Source organism: Streptococcus orisasini (assembly GCF_001431045.1).
In the GTDB taxonomy this organism is placed as follows: domain Bacteria; phylum Bacillota; class Bacilli; order Lactobacillales; family Streptococcaceae; genus Streptococcus; species Streptococcus orisasini.
Window position 1 is genome coordinate 1 of sequence record NZ_BCLE01000005.1, and the last position, 24,096, is coordinate 24,096.

Here is a 24,096-nt window from a genome sequence, read left to right on the forward strand (position 1 = left end):
TCAAACTAAAAGAAGGCCGAAGCCTTCTTTCACAATCACTTTTATTTAGCGATTTTTGCGAAGTACTCAAGAGTACGAACAAGTTGTGAAGTGTATGACATTTCGTTATCATACCAAGAAACAACTTTAACCAATTGTTTGCCGTCAACAGTTTGTACTTTAGTTTGAGTAGCATCGAACAATGAACCGTATGAGATACCAACGATATCTGATGAAACGATTGGATCTTCAGTGTATCCGTATGATTCATTTGAAGCTGCTTTCATAGCTGCGTTAACTTCATCAACAGTAACTTCTTTATCAAGAACTGCTACCAATTCAGTAACTGATCCAGTTGGAACAGGAACACGTTGAGCAGCACCATCAAGTTTGCCATTCAATTCAGGAATAACAAGACCGATAGCTTTTGCAGCACCAGTTGAGTTAGGAACGATGTTAGCAGCAGCAGCGCGAGCACGACGAAGGTCACCTTTACGGTGTGGTCCATCAAGAACCATTTGGTCACCAGTGTAAGCGTGGATAGTAGTCATCAAACCTTGTTTAACACCAAAGTTATCTTGCAAAGCTTTTGCCATTGGAGCAAGACAGTTTGTAGTACATGAAGCACCTGAGATAACTGTTTCAGTACCATCAAGGATTTCATGGTTAGTGTTGAAAACGATTGTTTTAACATCATTTCCGCCAGGAGCTGTGATAACAACTTTTTTAGCACCACCGTTAGCATGCAAATGTTTTTCAGCAGCTTCTTTTGTTGCAAAGAAACCAGTTGCTTCAAGAACGATTTCTACACCGTCAGCAGCCCAATCAATTTTTGTTGGATCAGCTTCAGCAGAAACTTTAACGAATTTGCCGTTAACTTCAAATCCACCATCTTTAACTTCAACGTCACCGTCGAAACGACCTTGAGTTGAATCATATTTCAACAAGTGTGCAAGCATGTTTGGATCTGTAAGGTCGTTGATGCGTGTAACTTCAACACCTTCTACGTTTTGGATACGACGGAAAGCAAGACGTCCGATACGACCGAAACCGTTAATACCAACTTTAACTACCATTAGTGATTTCCTCCTTATGAAAATCAAAAAATTTATTTTAAAAGGCCCTGCCTTTTAGACAATTGTGAAAAGATTAACTTACACAAGTATAAACCAACCTTTTAACACCCTTATTATATAATTATTTTAAGAAAATTGCAAACGATTTTCCCTAATGAAAAGAAAAAAGAAAACGTGAAACTTTAGCTTACTAAGGCCAAGTTTACGTTTTCTTCTTTATATGAAAGAATCTAAAATTCTACTCATGGAGCAGCTTAAGCTTCTCCTGCATTTTTCTTAATGATTTCTTCCTGAACAGATTTTGGAACATCTTCATAGTGGTCAAATACCATCATGAAAGTACCGCGTCCTTGAGATGCTGAACGAAGAACAGTTGCATAACCAAACATTTCGGCAAGTGGTACATAAGCACGAACGATTTGGCTGTTACCATGTGCTTCCATACCATCAACACGACCGCGACGAGCTGTCACGTGTCCCATAACATCACCGAGGTTTTCTTCTGGAACTGTAATTGTAACGAGCATCATTGGTTCAAGAATAACTGGTTGTGCTGTTTTAGCAGCTTCTTTAAGGGCAAGTGATGCAGCAATCTTGAAGGCTGTTTCAGATGAGTCGACATCGTGGTAAGAACCATCATAAAGCTTAGCTTTAATGTCAACCATTGGGTAACCTGCAAGAACACCGTTAGCCATTGACTCAACCAAACCTTTTTCAACGGCTGGAATGAATTCACGAGGAACCACACCACCGACAATAGCATTCTCGAATTCGAATCCTTTACCTTCTTCATTTGGTGTAAATTCAATCCAAACATCACCGAATTGACCTTTACCACCAGACTGACGCTTGAAGAATCCACGCGCTTGTGTAGAAGCACGGAATGTTTCACGGTAAGATACTTGAGGAGCACCAACATTAGCTTCAACCTTGAATTCGCGTTTCATACGGTCAACAAGGACATCCAAGTGAAGTTCACCCATACCAGAGATAACTGTTTCACCAGTTTCTACGTTTGTTTCAACACGGAAGGTTGGATCTTCTTCGGCAAGTTTTTGCAGAGCAATAGCCATCTTATCTTGGTCAGCCTTAGATTTAGGTTCAACCATCAGCTGGATAACCGGTTCTGGAACGTCAATAGATTCCAAGATAACCTTAGCTTTTTCATCTGTCAAAGAATCACCAGTTGTTGTTTCCTTCAAACCAACAGCAGCGGCAATATCACCTGAATAAACTGTTTCAATTTCATTACGGCTGTTTGCGTGCATTTGCAGAATACGTCCGATACGTTCGCGCTTGCCTTTAGAAGTATTAAGAACGTAAGAACCTGAATTCAATACACCTGAGTAAACACGGAAGAAAGTCAGACGTCCTACAAATGGGTCAGTCATGATCTTGAAGGCAAGAGCTGCAAATGGTTCGTCATCTGAAGCTGGACGTTCTTCTTCTTCATCTGTATCTGGGTTTACACCTTTGATGGCAGGAATATCAAGCGGGCTTGGAAGGTAGTCAATAACCGCATCCAGCATCATTTGAACACCTTTGTTTTTGAAAGCTGAACCAGCAAGAACAGGGAAGAATTCAACATTGATAGTTGCTTTACGGATAGCAGCTTTTAATTCTGCCTCTGTGATTTCTTCACCCTCAAGATATTTCATCATGAGGTCTTCGTCAGTTTCAGCAACTGCTTCAATCAATTTTTCACGGTATTCGTTAGCTTGGTCAACATATTCAGCTGGAATATCTTCAATTAAGATATCTGTACCAAGGTCGTTAGTATAGATTTCAGCTTTCATTGTTACCAAATCAATGATTCCTTGGAAATCATCTTCAGCACCGATTGGCAATTGAATTGGATGAGCGTTTGCTTGAAGGCGGTCATGAAGTGTGCTTACTGAGTAAAGGAAGTCAGCACCAATTTTATCCATCTTGTTAGCAAAAACAATACGGGGAACTCCGTATTCAGTTGCCTGACGCCAAACGGTTTCAGTTTGAGGTTCTACACCTGACTGAGCATCCAAAACAGTAACCGCACCGTCAAGAACACGAAGAGAACGTTGTACTTCAATAGTAAAGTCTACGTGCCCTGGGGTGTCAATGATGTTAACACGATGATCTTTCCATTGTGCAGTTGTTGCCGCTGAAGTGATAGTGATACCGCGTTCTTGTTCTTGTTCCATCCAGTCCATTTGTGAAGCACCTTCGTGGGTTTCACCAATTTTATGGATTTTACCAGTATAGTAAAGAATGCGCTCTGTTGTAGTTGTTTTACCAGCATCAACGTGAGCCATGATACCGATATTACGAGTTTTTTCAAGTGAAAATTCGCGAGCCATGAGGTTATTTCTCCTATTTTAATTTATTACTTAGTTTAATAAAAGCGGATAGGCAAGAACCTACCCGCTTGAGTGTTTTCTCTTCTGTCCCATTGACAAAAGTCAAAACGGGTAATTCAAGTCAAATCAGATCAAACATCTATCCTTGAATTGAATATAACTTAAGATAATTAGCTTCTGAGTTTTTCTATATTTTCATTCATTGAATCTAAGCGGCAAATGTCTGCCAAAAAGATAAATTTCCTAGAAGCTGAAACTTCGGCGTCAGTTTTCCTATAGGTATAAACTCGCCTAGAGGCAAAAATCTCTTCGTCAAGTTTCCTATTTTCACTGTGCGTTTTATCTGCCTTCGTATCTTAAGTAATTGAACTCGACTCGAGAGCAACCAGTCCAAAAAGATAAAATTTCCTAAAAGCTGAAGCTTCGTCGTCAATTTTCCTATTTTGTCCTTGCTCTCTTCGTCTCTGTATCTTAAATTATTGAGTTCGGACTAAAAATTCGGGAAAAAAGATAAATCTTCCTAGAGCCCAAAGGCTCGTCGTCACATTTCCTATTTTTCCTAGAATTTTCTTGACGTCCTCACATCTTAAATTACCAGCGGAAGTGTGCGAAGGCACGGTTAGCTTCTGCCATACGATGTGTATCTTCACGTTTCTTAACAGATGCACCTGTATTGTTTGACGCATCAAGAATCTCTTTAGCCAAACGATCTTTCATGGTGTGTTCACCACGAGCACGTGATGCTGTTACCAACCAACGAAGACCAAGTGTTGTGCGGCGTTCAGGACGTACTTCAACTGGGACTTGATAGTTAGAACCACCGACACGGCGAGCACGAACTTCAAGAACAGGCATGATATTTTCCATAGCTGTTTCAAAGACTTCAAGAGCATCATTTCCTGTTGCTTCTTTGATTTGTTCAAAAGCTCCATAGACAATTGATGAAGCTGTACCGCGTTTTCCATCCAGCATAACGCGGTTGATAAGACGTGTTACAAGTTTTGAATTGTACAATGGATCTGGCAATACTTCGCGCTTAGGCGCACGGTTTTTACGACTCATTTCTTAATCTCCCTTCTTATGCTTTAGGTTTTTTCGCACCGTATTTAGAACGGCCTTGTTTACGGTCAGCAACACCTGCAGTATCAAGCGCTCCACGGACAATATGATAACGTACCCCTGGAAGGTCCTTAACACGTCCGCCGCGAATAAGAACAACACTGTGTTCTTGCAGGTTGTGGCCAATACCTGGAATGTAGGCAGTTACTTCAATAAGGTTGCTCAAACGTACACGAGCAAATTTACGAAGGGCTGAGTTAGGTTTCTTAGGTGTCATTGTTCCGACACGGGTAGCAACACCACGTTTTTGCGGTGAAGAGACATTCGTTTGAACTTTTTTATGACTGTTGTAGCCAATATTCAAAGCTGGTGACTTAGATTTTTCTACTTTAGACTTACGTGGCTTACGTACCAACTGGTTAATTGTAGGCATCTACATTCTCCTGTAATATTTTTATTTTGGTTGATATGGCACTTGGTGACAGCCCATATCTGTGTGTACTTTGCAACATTTGTCAGCACGTCTCTGTACACTTTGGAGAGACCAAAAGTAAAAAGTACCGTCTATCATAATAACACAGCAACACCGCTTTGTCAATAGTTTTTTCCTCTTCTTCATGTATACGTCTTGCTTCTAAAAAAATAAAATAGGAACAAAAAAAGAGTCCAAAAATTTAGAATTTCAGGTACTCTTTTATTCCTAAGATTTAAATTTTTAATAAAAAAGCGGAACAGGTACACATGACCATTCCGCAATTTCCTATATCATTAAGGATTTACCTGAACACTTCCGTCCGGATTGACCTTCACGCTAGAATCGCCATCGTTTGCTTCAATGCCGTTTTCACCTACTTTAGCACTAGAATCACCGCTCTCAGCTTCGACTTCACCGTTTTCCTTAACTGATGCTTTTGAATCTCCGTCTTCTGCATCAACATTTACACTATCGTCGTCAACAGAGACCTTGGCCTTGGCCTTTTTCTCTGTTGTTGTCTGTGTTGTTTTTTCTGTCTTTTCAGATTTTTCACTTTCCTTTTTAGAACTACTGCAGGCAGCAAGAGAAAGCAACACAAGCAGAGATAAGACAGCGGTGAGAAGCTTTTGAACTTTTTTCATGAAAGTCTCCTTTTTTTATTATTAAACACAAATATTTTATCATAAAATTCCATTTAAAACAAACTTTTTGAAACTACCATCTCACCATTAAACGTTTAATCAAAATAAGAGTAAGATTAAAACCCTTCCTCTGCTTATCGCCCTAAGCATCAAAGATATTTCCCAGCTGGACATCCACCTTGTTTTCTTTGACATCAATATTAGTAACGGTCAGGAGAGATTTGTAGCCCAGACGATCACGCTTTCCTTGCGCATTATCAGCAAAAACAGCCACACCGACTAGACTGCAGTCAAATTCCCTCAAAAGACTGACCATTCCGCTGATCGTGCCACCTCCCTTAAGAAAGTCATCCACAATCAAAACTCTGCTGTTAGGTTTAAGGCTTCGCTTTGATAAAAACATTTTTTCAATGCGATCGCTGGATCCCGAAGCATAGTTTACAGATACAGTTGATCCTTCTGTAATCTTCAAATCCCGTCGAACAATAACAAAAGGTACATTAAGAATATTGGCAACAGCATTGGCTAAAGGTACCCCTTTAGTTGCTACTGTCATCACGGTATCAATTTTTTCACCCTTAAAAGCATTGGCAATAATTCGACCAATGTTCTTAAGGATGCTGGGAGTACTCAGTAAATCAGACAGATAAATGTAGCCTCCCGGCAAAATACGATTGCTCTCTGAAAGGCGCTGACACAGCTCTTTAACAATTTCTTTTGCCTCACTGTCAGAAATTGCTGGTGTAAAAATAACACCACCGCTTGCACCCGTCACTGTTTCAATATGGCCGATTCCGCTTTCTGCAAAAGCTTTTTTAATAATAGCAATATCTTCTGAAATGGAAGATTTCGCTGCTCCGTATTTTTCTGCAAAAGTATTGAGACTTGTCAATTGATAAGGGTTATTCACCAGAAAATTGGAAATAACAACCATTCGCTCACTGCGTCGTAGTTTCATAACTTCACCATTTCATTATTTTATTTTTATTATACCATATAAAAAAAGAAAAAGACGAACATTATATACGATAACGCTCTTCTTTTTTCGTTTTTTAATGATTTGTTTTAGGTTTATAGAAAGAACGATTGTCCATAGCGAAGATTCGGCCTGTCATCTCTCCTTCAGATACACGTGTCAAGGCAGAAGTCATCATCATCATTTCAGCATCTAGATTATCAATTTTATGAATTATTTCTGCTTCCATAATTCTTGGTCTGACCGGACTACCATATTCCAAAAGTCCGTGATGGCTGAGAATGACGTGGCGTAAAACGATGACATCCTCTTTGCTATCATCAATATTTAGCTCAGTTAACGTTTTAGTAATTTCTTCATCAATCAAAGCGATATGCCCGATAAGATTGCCCCGAACAGTGTACTCCGTATTTTCAGGGCCAGATAGTTCAAGGACCTTGGCTAAATCATGAAGCATAATACCAGCAAAAAGAAGGCTCTTATCAAGTTGCGGATAAATATCACCGATACTATCAGCCAAACGGACCATAGTTGCTGTATGGTAAGCTAGGCCAGCCTCGAAAGCGTGATGATTGGTCTTTGCAGCAGGAAAGCTGAAAAATTGGTGATGATACTTACGGTAAAGCGCTCTGACAATCCGCTGCCAAGTAGCATTTTCAATTTTAAAAAGCATTTGCTCCAGATACTCTTTGATTTCTTCAGCATCAACTGGAGGCTTTTCCTTAAAATCTTTAGGATTGTTGGGTTCACCGTCTTTTGGATGGCGCAGACTGATTTGATTGACCTGCGGCATACCGTTATAAACCTCACGGCGGCCTTTCATAAAGACAACCTTGCCAGCAGTAAATTCTTCAACATTATAGGGCTGGGCATCCCAAAGGTTACCAGAAATTTCTCCACTGTCATCCTGAAAAGTAAAGGCAAGATAATTCTTACCAGCCCTCGTTTTTCGAAGTTCTGCTGACTTAATGAGATAAAATCCTTCAAAAGACTCGTCTTTTTTCATTTGATTAATTTTCATCTGATACCTCATCTTCCATCGGTGCAATATTTAAGAGCGATTTAGTGCTGTCATCTTCATACAGTTCAATATTTCTGAGCGCACGGTCAATGGCATTGGTTCGCGTCGTCAAAAGCTTATCAATATTGTTGCTGGCTCGATGCAGCTGTTTCTGAGTTGTCTGCAGAAGACCGCCAAATTTGTTAAATTCTGATTTAACATTCCCTAAAATTTTACTGATATCATCAGCATTCTTTTGAATATTCAGAGTTTTAAATCCAACAGACAGCGAATTTAGAAGCGCTGACAGAGTTGACGGACCCGCAACTACAATGTGCTCATCACGACGCAAGCTGTCAAAGAAACTAGCATTCCTGACAACTTCTGAATAAAGCCCTTCTGTTGGCAGGAACATGATGCCAAAATTGGTCGTTTCCGGCGGATTAAGATATTTCTTTTGAATATCTTTAGCAAACCGTTTGATACTGGTCAAGAGTGATTTGCGGTAAAGCTCAATTTGCTCTTTATCACCAGTATCGTAAGCATCTTGCAAACGGTAATAATCTTCCAAAGGAAACTTAGAATCAATCGGCAGATAAACATAGTCATCCTGATGGTTTCCTGGCAGTTTGATGGCGTATTCCACACGCTCAGCTGAGCCTTTAACTGTGGCATACTCCCGTTCGTACTGGCTGTCAGTCATAATGTCCTCAATGATTTGCCCTAACTGCAACTCTCCTAAAATGCCCCGAGTTTTAGTATTAGAAAGAACCTTGTTCAAAGCGCCAACATCACGCGCTACTGTTTTCATCTCACCCAAACCTTGGTTAACACTTTCCAGCTGTTTGGAAACAGTTTCAAAGGATGTTCTGAGACGATTGTGCAGGGTTTGATCCAATTTTTCTTCAACCGTCTGGCGCATTTCCTCCAAGCGCTTCTCGTTTGAAGTCTGCATTTCTTTGACAGCCTGTGTTAATTGGAGGTTAATCTGCTCTAAACGTTTATCAGATCGGTCGCGGCTGTCACTGAGATTTTGATATAAAACCTCTCTTAAATCTGTCAACTGTTGTGAAAAATCATTCTGCAAACGCGTTAGCTGTGTGTTTATTTCAAGCAGTTGGTTCTTATCTGCCACCTCTAACTGGTAAGAAACCTGGTCTGACAGATTGTCAGCGTTATTATCTACCTTTTTTTCCAAGTCTGATTTATGTTTATCCAGCTTTAAATAAACAGCAGCGCTAATAAAGCAAGCAAGTAGAGCAAACAATAAAGTTAGAATGTTCATTTTTGATTAGTTCCTATCCTTGGTTTGAATAACGACAGCATAACCCGACGAAACGAAAAAGCAAATAGGTTTCCCAATAAATTCATTGCTGCCATAAATTTTCTTCTGAAAGAAATTTTTTTCAGAAAGTTCATATTTAGCATCCTGAATTGTCAGATGGGCATCGCTGTCTGCCATAAAAGAGACATAAGCCATACCGGCTTCTTGCTCAATGCAGTGCTGTCCTGATGGAAAAAACTCTACTAAATTTTGTCCGTCACGTAAATGAAACTGCCGCATAAAAGGCGTTAAATCCGGATTGCTAGGTAGAAAAATATTTGCCAGGGTATGGTCAAGACGACCCCCAAAAGCTCCAAATACAGTCACCTCAGCCTGAGCAAAATGCTGGAAAATCGTTTTGAGGGCTAGCTCAGTATCTGTGTCCTCTTTTTCTGCAGGAACCACTATGAAATCCTCAGCTGCAGCTTTAATAGCTTCCAGCTCCTGGTCAGACACTGAATCAAAATCCCCTATAGCAAAATCCATAGGCAGATGATTCTGAAGAAGGAAAATACAGCCTCTGTCAACTCCTACAAAATAATCAAAATCCCTTGTAAAATAGTCTAAATCTCCTCCAGCAAAAAGAGCTATCTTAGTCATCTAAAGCCACTTTCAGTGTTTCAACCTGAGCGGTTAAGTTACCTTTGAAAAGATATGAACCAGCTACAAAAACATTAGCTCCTGCTTGGGCACAGGCTTTGATTGTGTTATTGTCTACGCCGCCATCAACTTCAATATCATAGTTAAGACCTCGCTGTTTACGTAGCTGGGCAGCCAATTTCACCTTTTCCAGACATTCAGGAATAAAGGCTTGTCCGCCAAAGCCCGGATTAACAGTCATGATTAAAACCTGATCAACCAAATTCAAGACAGGCTCAATCGCCGATAAAGGAGTTCCGGGATTAATGACAACACCTGCTTTCATGCCAGCAGCCTTGATTTTTTGCAGAGCACCGTGAATATGAGTTGTGGCCTCAACATGAATGGTCATAATATCAGCTCCCGCTTGAGCAAATTCATTCACGTAACGCTCTGGATTGACAACCATAAGGTGGCAGTCAAAGACTAATTTACTGTATTTGCGCATACTGGCAACCACACCTGCGCCAAAACTGATATTAGGTACAAACTGACCATCCATAATGTCAATATGGACATATTTAACACCTGTTTCTTCAATGCGCTTTAACTCTTTTTCAAAATTAGCATAATCTGCAGCCAAAATAGATGGAGCAATTTTGTAAGTTGACATAAAAAGACCTACTTTCTCTTAATCGTTTTTTTATAAGTCTCTCGGCGATTTTCGATCTCACTGAGAATTTGCAAATAATTATGATAGCGTTCCTGCCAGATATCCCCATGAGTCAGCGCTGCTTTAACCGCACAATCTGGTTCATGCGTATGAGTGCAGGAACGAAACTTGCATTCGGAACTCAGCTGTAATATTTCAGGGAAGGCAGCATTGAGTTCTTCGCTACTTGTTATTTCGTAATCCAGCGAACTAAATCCAGGGGTATCGGCAATTTTACCGCCGTGTACATTATAGAGCGTCACAGCACGTGTTGTATGTCGGCCGCGGCCTAAGCTGTCCGAAATTTCAGCAGTTTCAAGCTCCAAATCCGGAGCAATTTTATTGAGCAGTGTTGACTTACCAACTCCTGTTTGCCCCATAAAGACTGTTATTTTGTTTTTTAAAAGCGGCAGCAGTTCCTCTACATGGCAGATAACCTGATAGCCGATTTTCTGATACTGCTCCTTAACCGTTTTTAGAAAAGTCCTGTCTCTTAACAAATCAATTTTAGAAATATAAATTAGAGGCCTGATTTTCTTAGATTCTAACAGTATCAAAAAACGGTCTAATAAATTATGATTAAAATCGGGTTCCTTGGCTGACATGATAACCACCGCCTGATCAATATTGACAATGGGCGGCCGTGTCAAACTATTTTTTCGTTCATGAATAGCCAAAATATATCCTTCAGACTGCTTTTCTGCCGAGAAGTCAACTTCATCGCCAACATAGGGACGATGTCCCTTCTTTCTAAAGTTCCCCCGTGCCCGTGTCTGATAAACCTGTCCTTTTGATTCTACATAATAAAATCCGGCCAAAGACTTAATAATTTTACCTTGCAAACGCTCTCCTCACTAAACTTATTACTCTCATTATAACAAAAAAATAATCTTTTTTCTTTTTAGGTATTGGCAAATGACAAAAAAAGCGTATAATAGTATAATGTATTATAAAGTGATGCGGAGATGGTGGAACGGCAGACACGCATGCTTCAGGCGCATGTGCTCTTTCGAGCGTGAGGGTTCAAATCCCTTTCTCCGCATTTTTCTTTTATCTATTTTGGTATCGCTTTCTACCGCAATCATTGTTGCTTAGCTGCGATACCTTCTTTAGAAAGAAAAACATATATAGTAGGAATTTATCATTTGTGTTAGCAATCTCTGCTGACTTTTATTTTGGAAAGGTGGCCCAGCTTGGTACGGCACCGGACTCGAAATCCGGCAAGTGGACTTTGTTCACACGCGGGTTCAAATCCCGTCCTTTCCTTAACTAAAAACAGCAGCTGGCAAAGTTTACACATTCAGCTGACTTAGCTTAAATCTTAAATAAAAGAAAAAATCTCACTCCTCGAGTGGGACTTTTTTTATGTAATCTTATTTTAGGGAAATTTGGGGAGTCATGGGGTATCTTTGCATTCATATCATTTTCAAGTTTTAGGATAGGAATGTCTATATTTTCTTAAAGGAGAATTTCTTATAATAGACTCAGTTAAGAAAGGAGACCTATGATTTACCTTATTTCAGTCTTTTTTGCAGGAGTTCTATCTTTCTTTTCTCCCTGTATTCTGCCCCTGATGCCGGTTTACTTGGGAGTTTTGCTGGACAATCGAACTCCAAACAAGACAAAGAAAATTTATTGGCACGGCGTTATCAAGACCCTCTGTTTCATTTTGGGTTTGTCAGCAGTCTTTGTTATTTTGGGCTATGGAGCCGGCTTTTTAGGGAATCTTCTATATGAAGACTGGTTCCGCTATCTCTTAGGAGGAATTGTCATTGTCCTTGGAGTTCATCAGATGGAATGGATTACCATTAAGAAATTGCAGTTCCAAAAAAAAGTTGCCTTTCAAAATAAGCAATCAAGAAACGGATTTCTCAACGCTTTTATTCTGGGCTTAACTTTTAGCTTTGGCTGGACACCGTGCGTCGGACCTGTCTTGAGCTCTGTTTTAGCGTTGGCAGCTGCGGGAGGACAAGGTGCTGTCCAAGGCGGGCTCTTGATGATTGTTTACACTTTAGGCTTGGGCATTCCTTTTATTGCCCTATCATTTGCATCAGACTTTTTGATGAAGCATTTTGCTAAAATCAAGCCTTACATGAGCATTTTGAAAAAAATCGGCGGTTTTTTGATTATATTAATGGGACTGCTGCTTATGTTTGGCAACCTCAACATTTTTGCATCACTTTTTGAATAAGGAGAATACCATGAAAAAAACAACAATGATTTTAACCGGTCTATCTTGCTTGGCTTTACTAGGCGCTTGCTCTAAAAAAGAAGATAAAATGGCTATGCATGACACAATGTCAAGCAAGAGCCATATGAAAGTTAAAGCGGCTGAGCGGACTAAGAAAAATGATCATATGAAATCTGATAAGATGAAAAACGATAAAATGAAAAAGCACGACAAAATGAAGTCTGACAAGATGGCAGATGACAAAATGAAAAAACATGACAAGATGGCAGACGATAAAATGAAAAAACACGATAAGATGAAAAGCGATAAGATGGAAAAGCATGACAAAATGAAGTCTGACAAGATGAGCAGCCATGATAAGGTGAAAGCCGACAGCATAAAAACAAAAAATGCTGGCAAAACAGCACCGGACTTTACTTTGATGGACATCAACGGTGAAACGCATAAGCTTTCGGATTACAAAGGGAAGAAAATCTATCTCAAATTCTGGGCTTCTTGGTGTTCTATCTGCCTTTCAACTCTGCCAGATACACAAGCCTTAGCTGATGTGAAAGACAAAGATTATGAAGTATTAACAGTTGTCTCTCCAAACCACAATAATGAAAAATCTGAAGAAGGCTTCAAAAAATGGCTGTCTGGTACAGACTACAAGAATTTACCCGTTCTTTTAGATTCAAAAGGTCAACTTTTAAAAGCTTACGGTGTTAGGTCTTATCCAACCTCAGCCTTTATCGATAGCGACGGGGCTCTTGTAAAAACACACATTGGCTATATGGATAAGAAAGATATTGAAAAAACACTGAAAGAAATTAAATAAAAAAGAGGCGGTTCATGATGAAAAGCAAGATATTTTTGGGAATAGCGGCTTTAGTTTTTGTACTGGCCGTAGTCTTCCTAAGACTCTACGGATTCAGTAGACTGAACTCATCTGCCAACAATTCATATTTTCAAGACCAAAGGGCCTTCAGCCAGCCAAATACAGTTAGAAAAGACAAACAAAAAGGAGATAGTATGACAAATACAAACAAAAAGGAAATTTACCTGGCCGGCGGCTGCTTCTGGGGGGTTGAAGAATACTTTTCCAGAGTGGACGGAGTTTTAGATGCTGTGTCTGGCTACGCCAATGGCAGCAGCGATACAACTAAATATGAACTCCTGCTTCAGACCGGACATGCTGAAACTGTCCATGTGACTTATGATGCCAACCGAATCAGCCTTAAAGAAATTCTTCTCCACTACTTTAGAATTATCGACCCAACCAGCTTAAACAAGCAAGGAAATGACCGCGGCAGCCAGTACCGCACGGGTATTTATTATACCGATAAGGCAGATGAAGCCACTATAAAGGAAGTTTTCCAGGAAAAAGCTCCTGATTACGATAAGGAAATCGTTGTCGAAAAAGCTCCATTGAAGCATTTTATCAAGGCAGAAAACTACCATCAAGACTACTTGAAGAAACATCCAAATGGCTACTGCCATATCAACGTCAACCAGGCTAATTATCCAGTCATTGATGCAGCCAAGTATCCTAAACCAAATAAAGAGGAAATCAAATCTAAATTATCTAAAGAAGAATATCAAGTGACTCAAGAAAATAAAACAGAATCTGCCTTTTCTAATCGTTACTGGGATAAGTTTGAACCAGGAATTTATGTAGATATTGTTACAGGTGAGCCGCTCTTCTCTTCAAAGGATAAATTTGAATCAGGCTGCGGCTGGCCAAGCTTTACCAAACCAATCAGCCCAGATGTTCTGCGTTACAAAGAAGATAAAAGCTTTAACATGGTTCGAACAGAAGTTAGAAGTCGCTCTGGTGATTCACACTTGGGGCATGTCTTTACAGACGGGCCTAAAAAGCAAGGCGGTTTAAGATACTGTATCAACAGCTTATCCATTCGCTTCATTCCTAAAGCAGACATGGAAGCAAAAGGTTACGGCTATCTCCTCGCTTATATTGATTAACTTTGATATAATCAAGATAAGAGAGCAAGGAGAAAATAAGTGTACACATTATTGATTGTTGAAGACGAATACCTTGTCCGCCAAGGTATTCGTTCTTTGGTAGATTTTAAACAATTTGGTATTGAGCACGTTTACGAAGCTGAAAATGGGCTGCAAGCCTGGCACTTATGCCAAGAAAAAGATTTTGATATTGTTTTGACAGATATCAATATGCCTAAGATGAACGGCATTCAGCTGGCAGAGCTCATTAAGGAAAGAAAAGCGGACACCCACTTGGTCTTTTTGACCGGCTATGATGAATTTGACTATGCCTTATCTGCTGTCAAATTAGGGGCAGATGACTACCTGCTCAAGCCTTTTTCAAAGGCGGATGTAGAAGCTGTCTTACTCAAAATAAAAGAAAAGATAGATCTGGCGAAAAAACAGGAAAAACTCCATCAGCTAGCAGAATATAAAGAGGGCTCGGACCTAGAAAAGACTATTCAAAAGCACCTTGGTGACAGCAGCTTCAGTCTGAAAAACCTAGCTCAGGAATTAGGTTTTAGTCCCAATTATCTTAGTGTTCTTATCAAAAAAGACTTAGGTATGTCTTTTCAGGATTATCTGATTAGGGAACGAATGAAAAAGGCTAAGCTTTTGCTGCTGACAACAGACCTGCGTGTCTATGAAATTGCAGAACAGGTTGGTTTTGAGGATATGAATTACTTTTCACAGCGCTTTAAACAGGTCGTTGGAATGACACCTAGGCAATACAAAAAAGGAGAGACCTCATGAGACGCTATCCCTTGCTGGTACAGCTGATTATTACCGTCTTTCTGATTATCTTAGTGTTGATTATGAGTTTGGGCGGTCTTTATTATCAGACTAGTTCCAGCAGCATTCGCCAACTTATTGAAAAAGACACCCGCCAGAGTATTAAACAAAGTGGCCAAGCCGTTACTACCTACCTGCAGCATTTAAAAGATACAACAGCTACTTTAGCAAAAAATAAAACTGTTCTGGCTTATGCTAAAGACAGTCAAGAAAATGAGCGCCGTTCAGTCTTAGAATTGATGAAAACTATTTTATCTGCCGATTCTGACCTAGTCTCAGCAGTTTTGGTCACCAAATCAGGGCAAGTGGTGTCAACAGACCCCAAACTAACTATGAAAACCTCCAGCCATATGATGGCAGAAAAATGGTATCAAAACGCTATTCACCGAGACGCTATGCCAGTACTTACCCCTGCTAGGCAGGCCTCTGACGCTTCTTCAGCAGACTGGGTTATTTCAGTAACTCAGGAAGTTGTTGATGAACAAGGACGCAATTTAGGCGTGCTGCGCCTGGACATTGGTTATGCTACACTGAAAGCATCACTGGACCAGCTGAATCTGGGGAAATCAGGATTTGCCTTTATCGTCAACAAGCAGCATGAATTTGTCTACCATCCTCAAAAATCAGTCTACAGTTCTAGTCAGGAAATGGCTGCTATGAAGCCTTATCTGCAGATTAAAAATGGCTACAGCAAGACAGATCACCACTTTGTCTATCAAAAAACTATCCCTAATAGTCAGTGGACCTTGGTAGGGGTTGCTTCTCTTGATCAACTGCACACGGTGCAGCAGCAAATTTTCTGGTCATTTGCTGGTACTGGTATTCTAGCTATTATCATTTGCGGTTTAGCAATCTTTTTTGCAACCAGACTGTGGCTAAAACCCATCCGAGACTTGCAAGAAACGATTTTAGCCATTAAAAATGGTGATAATAGTGTTAGAGCCAGAGCATCTGGTTCTCCAGAATTAACCAATTTAGCCAAACAATTTAACGCCATGTTAGACGAAATTGACCAACTGATGGGCTCTGTAGCTGAAAAAGAACAGGCAATTGGTCAGTATCGTCTGCAGGCTTTGGCCAGCCAGATCAATCCGCATTTCCTATATAATACCTTGGATACCATCATCTGGATGGCTGAATTCAATGACAGCAAGCGCGTGGTGGAGGTGACAAAGTCCTTGGCCAGTTATTTCCGTCTGGCTCTCAACCAAGGAAATGAGCTGATTGCCCTGTCTGATGAACTCCACCATGTTGAACAGTATCTTTTCATTCAAAAGCAGCGCTATGGAGATAAACTGTCCTATAAGATCAATCCACTGCCCGCCTTTGATAAAGTAAGCATCCCTAAACTCATCTTACAACCCTTGGCTGAAAATGCCATCTATCATGGCATCAAAGAAGCTGAGCGTCCTGGGCTAATTGAGATCACTGTGAGTGAAGACAGCACTTCTTTAATATTAAGCGTCAGGGATAATGGGGTAGGCTATGATGAAACTGCTACTACCCACAGTCAAGGTGCGCTAAAACGGGGAGGAATTGGCTTAAAAAATGTGGATCAACGCCTGAAACTGCAATACGGCGACGATTACCGTATGGTCATTCAATCTGAAAAAGATTCCTTTACTGACATTCAGCTTTATCTGCCCAAAAATCAACTAAAAAATTAAGAGCAGGTGGATATAAGAACCGACAAAGTAAAAACAGTTAAGATCCAAGCAAAACTTTTCAGTATAGTAACTTGACATAAGACTGCTAACAAAAAACCTCGCTTTTTCATTTGGCGAGGTTTTTATTAGCAGTTCATGAAGCAGCTTCTCATTTTTAAAGTCAGGGGTTTGCTTCACTGCTTTGTCTAATGTTAGATGATCAAAATATGTTAAAAATAATTCACTTTTTTATTGACAGTATTTTGAAGAAGTGATATATTTATAACAGAAAGAGTTAGAAATAATTAACATTTATCTTATATAGAAAGAAGGGATGACTTATGAAAAAAGATATTTACAAACGGATGACATTCGCTATTGTGCTTCCTCAACTATTTGTCATCTGGTTAATCTCAACTGACTCTCATCCTGTCTGGATCAAACATGTCACCTTTGGCATTACAATGGCTTTGATTTTCATTATTTCTATCATTGTCAATACTGTCAAATTTCCTGATAAACCTGCCAAATCTGATCTTAAAAAAGCTCCCCAGCAAAAACAAAAATTCCGCTGGACCTACTTGATACCAAGTTTATTTGTTATCCCAATGATGATTGTCAATGTCGCAGTTAGTTCAAATCCTGTTAGTATCAAGCTTGCTGTTTTAGGCATAACATTGGGTTTGATAGCTGTCATTTTCGCGACTACTGCTTGGCTGATGAATCGTCACAAAAAACTAGGGAGGTTGCTTACTAATGAAAAATAAAAAACGGCTCTATATTTCCTGGCTTCTGATGTTACTTTTGTGGTTTCTAACGTGGTTTCTAACACCGCAAAGTCATCCTGCTTGGATAAAAACTACTGTCTTCATTATCGCTTTACTGTTTCAAGCTATCATTCTGTGGCTCTTTCGCAAAGAAGCCTTTCAAAAACCAGAAGACCGCTATTTTGGATTGACTGAAAAATTGTACAGTATGACAATCTTTGCCGCAATGGGGGTTTATACCAAAGGTATTTGGGCTATCACGCCAAATAGCAATCCTATCTGGATAAAGCATGTCTTTTTAGGATTGGGGCTCTTGATTTTAGTTGCTTTCTTCCTCTACTTTGCTTTCAAAAAAGTGGACGAAAAGCCTGATGAACGCTTTTATGCTGACTTGGCTAAGGCTGCTTGCCTGACCTTGAGTTTGATCTTAGCCTGCTTGATGATTTTGAGCGTTATTGCCTTCTTCTTCCCATTTACCTTGACAGCTGGTATGATTTTGATCTTCGGCGCAGTTATGATTTTGGCCTTTGATATTGCTTTTTTCCTCTTTGAGAAAAGAGGTGGTTAAGATGGCTAATATCCTAACTAATCTCAAAGAATTACGCAAGGCGAAAAAAATGAGTCAGGAGGAACTGGCGCAGTTAATTGGGGTCAGAAGGGAAACCATTGTCCACCTAGAAAACAACCGTTACAACCCCTCACTTGAAATGGCGCTGAAAATCGCGGAGATTTTCCAGCTGCCTGTGGAAGATATTTTTCAACTGAATAAGGAGGATCAATCATGAAAACACAAACTTGCCCTTACTGTGGGGAAAATCAATTTGTTACAGCCAAACAAAACAAAGGCTATGCTGGTGTTTCACGTTCGGGCAGTGCCACTAAGCTAGGTCAATCGATCTGCCTAGAAATCTGTAAAAACTGTGGAACGGTTGTTCGATTTTTTGTGGAAGAGTCTGAAAAATTAAGCTAATTAAAAAATCCTGCTCGTTCAGCGGGATTTTTTTGATAAGGTAAGCAAGCAGCAACTCAGTAAAAAGGTCAAGGCTGTCATACTGCCGGTTCCATATTTCTCAAGCAGACTGCTACTAATAAAGAGATTAAAAACAGTAGCCAGGAGGGCTAGACTAGTCATCATCACCATGATAAGATCCTGTCTTCTTTTTGTCCAGCAGCTGGTAAGAATCTGTCCATAAGCCAAATAAAAATAGGCAAAAAACGACCAGGCAAAACAAAAAAAGAGATTGGCAGGTCTTAGCCAAAGCGGAAAGACGGTATAAAGCCCGCCAAAAAAGAAGCCACCCAAAGGAAGTCCCAACAAAATGAGAAAATGTAAGCCAGCCTGTATGATATAAAGACTGGAACAGAGACCCGCTAAAATCTTTATTAGTTTCATAAGCTTACCTGTTCTATTTCACTATCACTTTTAATCGAAACAACACGAGACTAATGTTTCAGTAATTTCAATTTCATAGGTTTTCATACTTTTCTGTATCGTCCTCTCCCTATAAACTCTATAACTCCCTTATCTCTAAGAATTTGCAATTGCTGGCGGATTTTGTCCTTTATATGATTGTTATTAGGAAAAATTAATTTTAATTCACTCTCAAAACTGTACATTTTTTCAAGAGTAAACTCTTTTTCTTCTATTCTATCTATGCACCTAAGGATTTCTAAAAGCCATCCTCTAGCAGTAAGAGATTGTGTTCTTAGAAAGAGAGTTTTGCCAAATTCTTTTGAAACTAATTCAGGTTCTCTAATCTTACCATTTTTAACAAGAAATATTTTTCCTTTTGATGGCACTTGTGATAAATTAATATTACAACCTACCCAACCTGCTCTTTTAGCGGTTGGTGCGAGAGGCTTTCTCTTGATAATAGCGCTTTTTGTTATAAATTGTTTTGGCAGTACTAGAAAATTTTGAACCTCATAAGTCTTTGAATAGGTCAAAAAGAAAAAATTGGGATTATTATCAGCTTGGACTCGTTCAAGCATAGTTGTATAAGCACCATCAGTTATGATTGTTGAAAATTTAACCTGTTTACTTTTCAACTCAAATTCTTCTGAACAATTCGGACAGAAAAAATCAGCCACAGGACGATTATTTTCAAAATGAGTCAAAGGCTTTTGACCACAATTTGGACAATAAGATTGCCTGTCGACTCAATCTTCAGTTAGAATACGAGCCTTTTGACTATTATTGCTATAACCTTCAACTAAATCTAAATTGAATTGTAACTGCATAGAAAACCTCTAAATCTAAATAATATAACTAATTACCTTCCTGTATATATCCTTTTAAATTTTTCTGGTCGGTAGGCATGTAATGTTGGTAGCAACTGCCGTTTCCCACCCGTCCATTTTGTAAAGGGTTGTAAGGTCATTGATTATTTTCTCTCTCAATTTCTAGTTTAATCCCGTCTCTCTCAAAGCATCCACAAGTCTTGCAAAATCAGCAATCGTCAAGGCTTCGCCTCGGACACTAGGTAGTAGCTCTGCCATTTCCAAAGCCTGCTCGAGTTTTGCTTTCACCTCTTCTGACTTACCAAAACGGTTGGTCAAGTTGTTCCACAGGGTTTTCCGACGGTGCACAAAGCTGGCCTTGGCCACATCAAAAAGGAAATCCTCATCTTGAACCTCTACCAAAGGCTGGTCACGGCGCACCATTTTGAGGATAGCGCTGTCCACATTCGGTGCTGGCACAAAGACAGTGCGAGGCACGATAAAGGCCACTTTCGCCGTCATGTAATACTGCACCGCAATAGATAAGCTGCCGTAAGCCTTGGTATTTGGCTCAGCCGAAATGCGGTCTGCCACCTCTTTTTGCATCATGACCACAAACTCTTGGAAAGGAATCTTGCTCTCAATCAAGTGCATCAAAATCGGTGTCGTGATGTAGTAAGGCAAGTTTGCGACCACCTTGATTGGCAGGTCAGGATTCTTAAAATTTTGAATCTGCGTCTGCAAATCCGCTTTTAGAATATCCTGATTGACCACCTGCACATTGTCAAAATCCCGCAGGGTATCCGCCAAAATCGGAATGAGGCGCTCATCAATCTCAAAAGCCATGACCTCAGCCGCTTTCTCCGCCAAAAACTCGGTCAAAGCCCCGATACCAGGCCCAATCTCAATGACATTGACCTTCTTATCAATCTCAGCTGTATCGACAATCTTCTGTAAAATATTGGTGTCCGTCAAAAAGTTCTGACCGAATGATTTCTTAAAGGTGAATCCGTGACGCTCAAGTACTGCTTTCGTCACGCTATAATCTGCAATTCTCATGTGTGTTACTTTCTAGTTTTTAAATTCAGCTAAAAGCTGGTGTTTCATCTGCTCTAACTCACTGTCTGAAATTCGTTTTTCTTCAGCATACATTTCCTCAAAGGGAAGCCACCAAACGGGGCCTCTACCCTCTCGTCCGTAATTGCCTAAATCCCCTGATTTTCTCGGAAAAAGATGCCAATGTAAATGACTATCACCATTTCCCAAACTTTCAATATTCATTTTTTCTGCTGAAAAGGCTACACTAACAGCCTGTGACACATCCGCCATTTCAGACAGGTGCTTATCACGGAAGTCCCTTGGTAAGTGATGCAACTCTGTTACATGCTCTTTGCAAAGAAAAAGAGTATAACCTTTAAAATGCTGATGATCACCGATAACCACATAGCCCGTTTCTAATTCTTTAACAAAGTAAGGATTAGTATTTGATTTAATCAGTTCAATTCGTTCACAAATTAGGCACATTTCTTTTCCCTGCTCTATTCCAAATCGTTTTCTAGCTCAACCTCTCTATTGTAGCATAATGCGGTTGAGTGCGGTAGCTTATCCATATCATTTTCCCCCACATTATCTTTACTTTTGGGCAGAATTGCGTTTACGATGATTTTCCAAACCAAATAGCAAAACCTGTAAGCCATAGTGAAGTACAAGCAACACTCCGACTATATTTTTAAGCAATAGGTTGATAGGAAATTTTACACCAGACGCATCTGCTGCATAAGGCTCTTGAGGTAAAAGTAAAGCTAAGCTCCATAAAATTGTCTGTCCACCGACCAAAACTTGTAATAATTTTTGTTGGGGAATCTTTCCTAAACAGAAAAAGATGAGACCGACCAGAGGAAAACCCACAAAGATAAGGGGCAGTCCAAAAGTAAAGGCTGATACAAGCAGAATACCCTCACCATAAATGACAAAAATATTAAAAGCTGCCAATAATAAACTGATAACAAGAAAAGCGAACATCCCTGCCCTAATGAAAGGAGTATGGTAAAAACGCTCTAACGGCTTCCATTTCTCAAAACGGTAGAGTAGCCATAAAATGGCGATTTGAACCAGATAAGGGATTACAATAAAACCAAACAAAGCAACTCCCATCTCTATTTCCTCCTCTTTACATCTGCGACAGTCTCAACACAACTCCCAATTTTCTCATTGTAGCGGTAATGCCAAGCTGTTTCTCTAAAAAATTGGTATTCATTTTTTTCTTTTTAGCCTCTCTGGGCAGATACATATAGAGGCATTGGCTACCTGCATAAAGCTCCTCATCACCAAAATCTTGTGCTAGAAGCTCTGCTATTTTGCTTGAAGAAATGGTATCATTGGTGAAAACCAGATGAATACGGGAACTATCATAGCCCTCACCAAAAGGATTTTCCTGCGCAGCCTTTGCTAGTTGATCAGGGTTTTTGATAATGACGGATAAATTCGCCCCGATATTTTTTAAAATCGTATCGTAGACGAGATTTTTGACGTCTTTATCGGCTAAATCCGTCTCGCATACAATATTCCCACTCTGAATATAGGTTTCTACGGACTGCAAACCTGCTATCTCTAGAACTTCCCTAAGATAAGCCATCTTAGGAATGCGATTTTGTCCTGTCGGCGTGACGCCGCGCAATAGAATAATTTTCTTCATGTATTCCCTACCTCACAGAGTACCTTAGTATGGTCTTTTGCTTGTCTTCAGCTGTTCTGTTGCGATTGCTTAGGTAGATTTCTCTGTGAAAATCGGCTGTTCGTGTAAGGTTGAGATCATTGGCAAGTTGCTCCATCAATGCAAAAGACTTGGGTTCATCATCGTAGCTTCCCATATGTAAGATCTGAATAGCTTTGCCATCTTTTACTTCTTCAAAGCCTATCTCATCATACAAGTCATTAGGCTTTTTCTTTCTAACAGTCTCAAGCGCCTTGGTAAAATCCTTCTGCCTTATAAAATCAGGCTGTTTAATCATCAGTGTATAGGTCAGTTTGTTTTTATCAAATGCTGACTCATCACCATTTTCCCAAAGTCCCTCCAAAGGATAGACGGTAAAATCCGTCACTTCAGCATCGGACCTATCTTTCATATCTTTCTTATACTGCATCTTGATAGCATAGGCCAGCGCATATAGGGCGGATATCCTATCTGAAAAATCCGCTTCATTGGGATTACCTTTGCCTTTTATCAGGATAAACTGCTGTTTGGGTACTTCTACTACGACCGGTGTCTGCTTGACACCATAAAGAGCTTTTTCCTGTTTTCTCCATTCGTATTTCATGATTTAGTCCTCCTGTATTTTGATAACTCTATTATACAGAAAGATACTTGACACCATTTGTCAGGTTATATATTTTTTTGCCATTTTATGAGTCATTTCTCTCATTTGCTTTCGAACATCCTCTGGTTCTAAAACTTCTACCGCATCTCCAAATGAAAGAATATAGCGATAAAGGTTGTCATCATTAGGCAGTTCTATCTCAGCATAGAGATTGCCCTCTTTATCTTCTACAGCATTTTCTGCCATTTCATCGTAGACCCTAAATGCTGCTGTTTTATCAAATTTCATTTTGATTGCTACTGTATCTTCAGTCTTTACTTCCCTTGGCAAAACAATACTATCAAATTGATTGTCAAAGCTATCCGGACATGTTTCAAAGGCTTTGATACGAGACAGTTTAAAATACCTGAAATCATTCCTGAGTAAACAAAAACCATAGACATACCAATCCCAGCTTTTAAATAAAAGTCTGACGGGTTTTACTTCTCTATAGGTTTCTTCTTTACTGCTGGAAAAATATCGGAATCTCACAATATTTTTATTGATAATAGCCGACTTTATGTCTCTAAATAATGCATCGGCTTTATTCCCCTGCCAGCTGTCAAAATCGACCTCTATCCAATTGGTATTTTTCATTTTAAAAAGGGCCGACAGCTTTGTCAGAAGCTCATTCTCATACTCTTTACTCGTTTCCTCCAGCCCTTTCAAGGCGATTAAAATCTGCTCTTGTTCCTCCCCAGAGAGAAGGGACTTCCTCAATACAAAGTCATCAGAAATTTCGATACCGCCACCCTTGCCTTGAGTCGCATAAATCGGAATTCCTGCACTGCTGATAACATCGATATCTCGGTATATAGTCCTGACCGACACTTCATATTTCTCAGCCAATTCATTAGCCGTTACTTTGCCCTTCTCTAGGACGTAATATAGAATTTTAAACAGTCTATTATTTTTCATAAATCAATTGCTCCTACAAATAGGACAGCACAAGCCTGACAGAGATTGTCTGGTTAGAAATTCTCA

General features: G+C 39.7%; 27 protein-coding genes, 2 tRNA genes and 2 pseudogenes. 11 read left to right on the forward strand and 20 right to left on the reverse strand.

Going from position 1 to position 24,096, the window contains the following annotated elements:
- Positions 1 to 41 precede the first annotated feature (41 nt).
- The 11 genes from gap to rsgA all read right to left on the reverse strand — a co-directional run bounded on the left by gap (position 42) and on the right by rsgA (position 10,999).
- On the reverse strand, positions 42 to 1,055 hold the full coding sequence (gene gap, locus SCSH_RS00575; protein ID WP_057489965.1) for a type I glyceraldehyde-3-phosphate dehydrogenase: 1,014 nt from the start codon (positions 1,053 to 1,055) through the stop codon (positions 42 to 44).
- 254 nt (positions 1,056 to 1,309) lie between these two features.
- Entirely contained in the window at positions 1,310 to 3,391 is a 2,082-nt protein-coding gene (fusA, locus tag SCSH_RS00580; protein ID WP_057489966.1) for an elongation factor G, read from the reverse strand.
- Positions 3,392 to 3,982: 591 nt separating this feature from the next.
- Entirely contained in the window at positions 3,983 to 4,453 is a 471-nt protein-coding gene (gene rpsG, locus SCSH_RS00585; RefSeq protein WP_003089491.1) for a 30S ribosomal protein S7, read from the reverse strand.
- Positions 4,454 to 4,469: 16 nt separating this feature from the next.
- Complete coding sequence (rpsL, locus tag SCSH_RS00590; protein WP_057489967.1) at positions 4,470 to 4,883, reverse strand: 30S ribosomal protein S12; 414 nt, start codon at positions 4,881 to 4,883, stop codon at positions 4,470 to 4,472.
- Positions 4,884 to 5,218: 335 nt separating this feature from the next.
- Positions 5,219 to 5,566, reverse strand: a complete 348-nt coding sequence (locus SCSH_RS00595; protein WP_057489968.1) for a hypothetical protein — start codon at positions 5,564 to 5,566, stop codon at positions 5,219 to 5,221.
- A gap of 142 nt (positions 5,567 to 5,708) precedes the next feature.
- Positions 5,709 to 6,524, reverse strand: coding sequence for a pur operon repressor (purR, locus tag SCSH_RS00600; protein ID WP_057489969.1), 816 nt, complete (start codon positions 6,522 to 6,524; stop codon positions 5,709 to 5,711).
- A gap of 94 nt (positions 6,525 to 6,618) precedes the next feature.
- Positions 6,619 to 7,563, reverse strand: a complete 945-nt coding sequence (locus SCSH_RS00605; RefSeq protein WP_057489970.1) for a 3'-5' exoribonuclease YhaM family protein — start codon at positions 7,561 to 7,563, stop codon at positions 6,619 to 6,621.
- Positions 7,553 to 8,827 carry a DNA recombination protein RmuC gene (locus SCSH_RS00610; RefSeq protein WP_057489971.1) on the reverse strand — a complete coding sequence of 425 codons (1,275 nt, stop codon included), beginning with the start codon at positions 8,825 to 8,827 and terminating at the stop codon, positions 7,553 to 7,555. Before SCSH_RS00610 ends, SCSH_RS00605 begins: the two co-directional genes overlap by 11 nt.
- 6 nt (positions 8,828 to 8,833) lie before the next feature.
- Positions 8,834 to 9,466, reverse strand: coding sequence for a thiamine diphosphokinase (locus tag SCSH_RS00615; protein ID WP_057489972.1), 633 nt, complete (start codon positions 9,464 to 9,466; stop codon positions 8,834 to 8,836).
- The gene (gene rpe / locus SCSH_RS00620) at positions 9,459 to 10,118 is read right to left on the reverse strand and encodes a ribulose-phosphate 3-epimerase (RefSeq protein WP_057489973.1); all 660 of its coding nucleotides are present in this window, start codon (positions 10,116 to 10,118) and stop codon (positions 9,459 to 9,461) included. Before rpe ends, SCSH_RS00615 begins: the two co-directional genes overlap by 8 nt.
- A gap of 8 nt (positions 10,119 to 10,126) precedes the next feature.
- Positions 10,127 to 10,999 carry a ribosome small subunit-dependent GTPase A gene (gene rsgA / locus SCSH_RS00625; protein WP_057489974.1) on the reverse strand — a complete coding sequence of 291 codons (873 nt, stop codon included), beginning with the start codon at positions 10,997 to 10,999 and terminating at the stop codon, positions 10,127 to 10,129.
- Between the two features lie 117 nt (positions 11,000 to 11,116).
- Between rsgA and SCSH_RS00630 the strand changes: the two genes are divergently transcribed.
- The 11 genes from SCSH_RS00630 (at position 11,117) to SCSH_RS00680 (ending at position 18,506) form a co-directional block, all read left to right on the forward strand.
- Positions 11,117 to 11,199: transfer RNA gene (locus SCSH_RS00630), tRNA-Leu, on the forward strand.
- 135 nt (positions 11,200 to 11,334) lie between these two features.
- A tRNA-Ser gene (locus tag SCSH_RS00635) sits at positions 11,335 to 11,423 on the forward strand.
- Positions 11,424 to 11,661: 238 nt separating this feature from the next.
- On the forward strand, positions 11,662 to 12,348 hold the full coding sequence (ccdA2, locus tag SCSH_RS00640; RefSeq protein WP_057489975.1) for a thiol-disulfide oxidoreductase-associated membrane protein CcdA2: 687 nt from the start codon (positions 11,662 to 11,664) through the stop codon (positions 12,346 to 12,348).
- Between the two features lie 214 nt (positions 12,349 to 12,562).
- The gene (locus tag SCSH_RS00645; RefSeq protein WP_442477936.1) at positions 12,563 to 13,165 is read left to right on the forward strand and encodes a TlpA family protein disulfide reductase; all 603 of its coding nucleotides are present in this window, start codon (positions 12,563 to 12,565) and stop codon (positions 13,163 to 13,165) included.
- Positions 13,166 to 13,359: 194 nt separating this feature from the next.
- On the forward strand, positions 13,360 to 14,310 hold the full coding sequence (gene msrB / locus SCSH_RS00650; protein WP_152972477.1) for a peptide-methionine (R)-S-oxide reductase MsrB: 951 nt from the start codon (positions 13,360 to 13,362) through the stop codon (positions 14,308 to 14,310).
- 39 nt (positions 14,311 to 14,349) lie between these two features.
- A complete protein-coding gene (locus SCSH_RS00655) occupies positions 14,350 to 15,084 on the forward strand; it encodes a response regulator transcription factor (protein ID WP_057489977.1) in 735 nt (244 codons plus the stop codon).
- Positions 15,081 to 16,790 (forward strand): cache domain-containing sensor histidine kinase, encoded by a 1,710-nt coding sequence (locus tag SCSH_RS00660; RefSeq protein WP_057489978.1) that lies wholly within the window; start codon positions 15,081 to 15,083, stop codon positions 16,788 to 16,790. Before SCSH_RS00655 ends, SCSH_RS00660 begins: the two co-directional genes overlap by 4 nt.
- Before the next feature lie 320 nt (positions 16,791 to 17,110).
- Positions 17,111 to 17,536 carry a hypothetical protein gene (locus tag SCSH_RS00665; protein WP_057489979.1) on the forward strand — a complete coding sequence of 142 codons (426 nt, stop codon included), beginning with the start codon at positions 17,111 to 17,113 and terminating at the stop codon, positions 17,534 to 17,536.
- On the forward strand, positions 17,526 to 18,104 hold the full coding sequence (locus tag SCSH_RS00670) for a hypothetical protein (RefSeq protein WP_057489980.1): 579 nt from the start codon (positions 17,526 to 17,528) through the stop codon (positions 18,102 to 18,104). Before SCSH_RS00665 ends, SCSH_RS00670 begins: the two co-directional genes overlap by 11 nt.
- A 1-nt stretch (position 18,105) precedes the next feature.
- Positions 18,106 to 18,321, forward strand: a complete 216-nt coding sequence (locus SCSH_RS00675; protein ID WP_057489981.1) for a helix-turn-helix transcriptional regulator — start codon at positions 18,106 to 18,108, stop codon at positions 18,319 to 18,321.
- Entirely contained in the window at positions 18,318 to 18,506 is a 189-nt protein-coding gene (locus SCSH_RS00680) for a hypothetical protein (RefSeq protein ID WP_057489982.1), read from the forward strand. Before SCSH_RS00675 ends, SCSH_RS00680 begins: the two co-directional genes overlap by 4 nt.
- 18 nt (positions 18,507 to 18,524) lie before the next feature.
- On the opposite strand, the gene SCSH_RS00685 is transcribed toward SCSH_RS00680, so the two are convergent.
- From SCSH_RS00685 to SCSH_RS00720, 9 genes and pseudogenes are all read right to left on the reverse strand, one after another.
- Positions 18,525 to 18,929, reverse strand: a complete 405-nt coding sequence (locus tag SCSH_RS00685) for a hypothetical protein (protein WP_057489983.1) — start codon at positions 18,927 to 18,929, stop codon at positions 18,525 to 18,527.
- Positions 18,930 to 19,012: 83 nt separating this feature from the next.
- Positions 19,013 to 19,777, reverse strand: a pseudogene (locus SCSH_RS00690) (DpnI domain-containing protein).
- A gap of 56 nt (positions 19,778 to 19,833) precedes the next feature.
- A pseudogene (locus SCSH_RS11310) lies at positions 19,834 to 19,917 on the reverse strand (DNA adenine methylase); the annotation flags it as partial.
- A 22-nt stretch (positions 19,918 to 19,939) separates the two neighbouring features.
- Positions 19,940 to 20,815: a 16S rRNA (adenine(1518)-N(6)/adenine(1519)-N(6))-dimethyltransferase RsmA gene (gene rsmA, locus SCSH_RS00695; RefSeq protein ID WP_057489984.1), complete on the reverse strand. Its 876-nt coding sequence runs from the start codon at positions 20,813 to 20,815 to the stop codon at positions 19,940 to 19,942.
- Positions 20,816 to 20,827: 12 nt separating this feature from the next.
- Complete coding sequence (locus SCSH_RS00700) at positions 20,828 to 21,280, reverse strand: HIT family protein (RefSeq protein WP_057489985.1); 453 nt, start codon at positions 21,278 to 21,280, stop codon at positions 20,828 to 20,830.
- A 108-nt stretch (positions 21,281 to 21,388) separates the two neighbouring features.
- Positions 21,389 to 21,898 (reverse strand): hypothetical protein, encoded by a 510-nt coding sequence (locus SCSH_RS00705; RefSeq protein ID WP_152972478.1) that lies wholly within the window; start codon positions 21,896 to 21,898, stop codon positions 21,389 to 21,391.
- A gap of 28 nt (positions 21,899 to 21,926) precedes the next feature.
- Positions 21,927 to 22,451: a DUF1697 domain-containing protein gene (locus SCSH_RS00710; RefSeq protein WP_057489987.1), complete on the reverse strand. Its 525-nt coding sequence runs from the start codon at positions 22,449 to 22,451 to the stop codon at positions 21,927 to 21,929.
- 7 nt (positions 22,452 to 22,458) lie between these two features.
- Positions 22,459 to 23,073, reverse strand: a complete 615-nt coding sequence (locus tag SCSH_RS00715; protein WP_057489988.1) for a GyrI-like domain-containing protein — start codon at positions 23,071 to 23,073, stop codon at positions 22,459 to 22,461.
- Positions 23,074 to 23,133: 60 nt separating this feature from the next.
- Positions 23,134 to 24,030: a helix-turn-helix transcriptional regulator gene (locus SCSH_RS00720; protein ID WP_057489989.1), complete on the reverse strand. Its 897-nt coding sequence runs from the start codon at positions 24,028 to 24,030 to the stop codon at positions 23,134 to 23,136.
- Between the last annotated feature and the right edge of the window lie 66 nt (positions 24,031 to 24,096).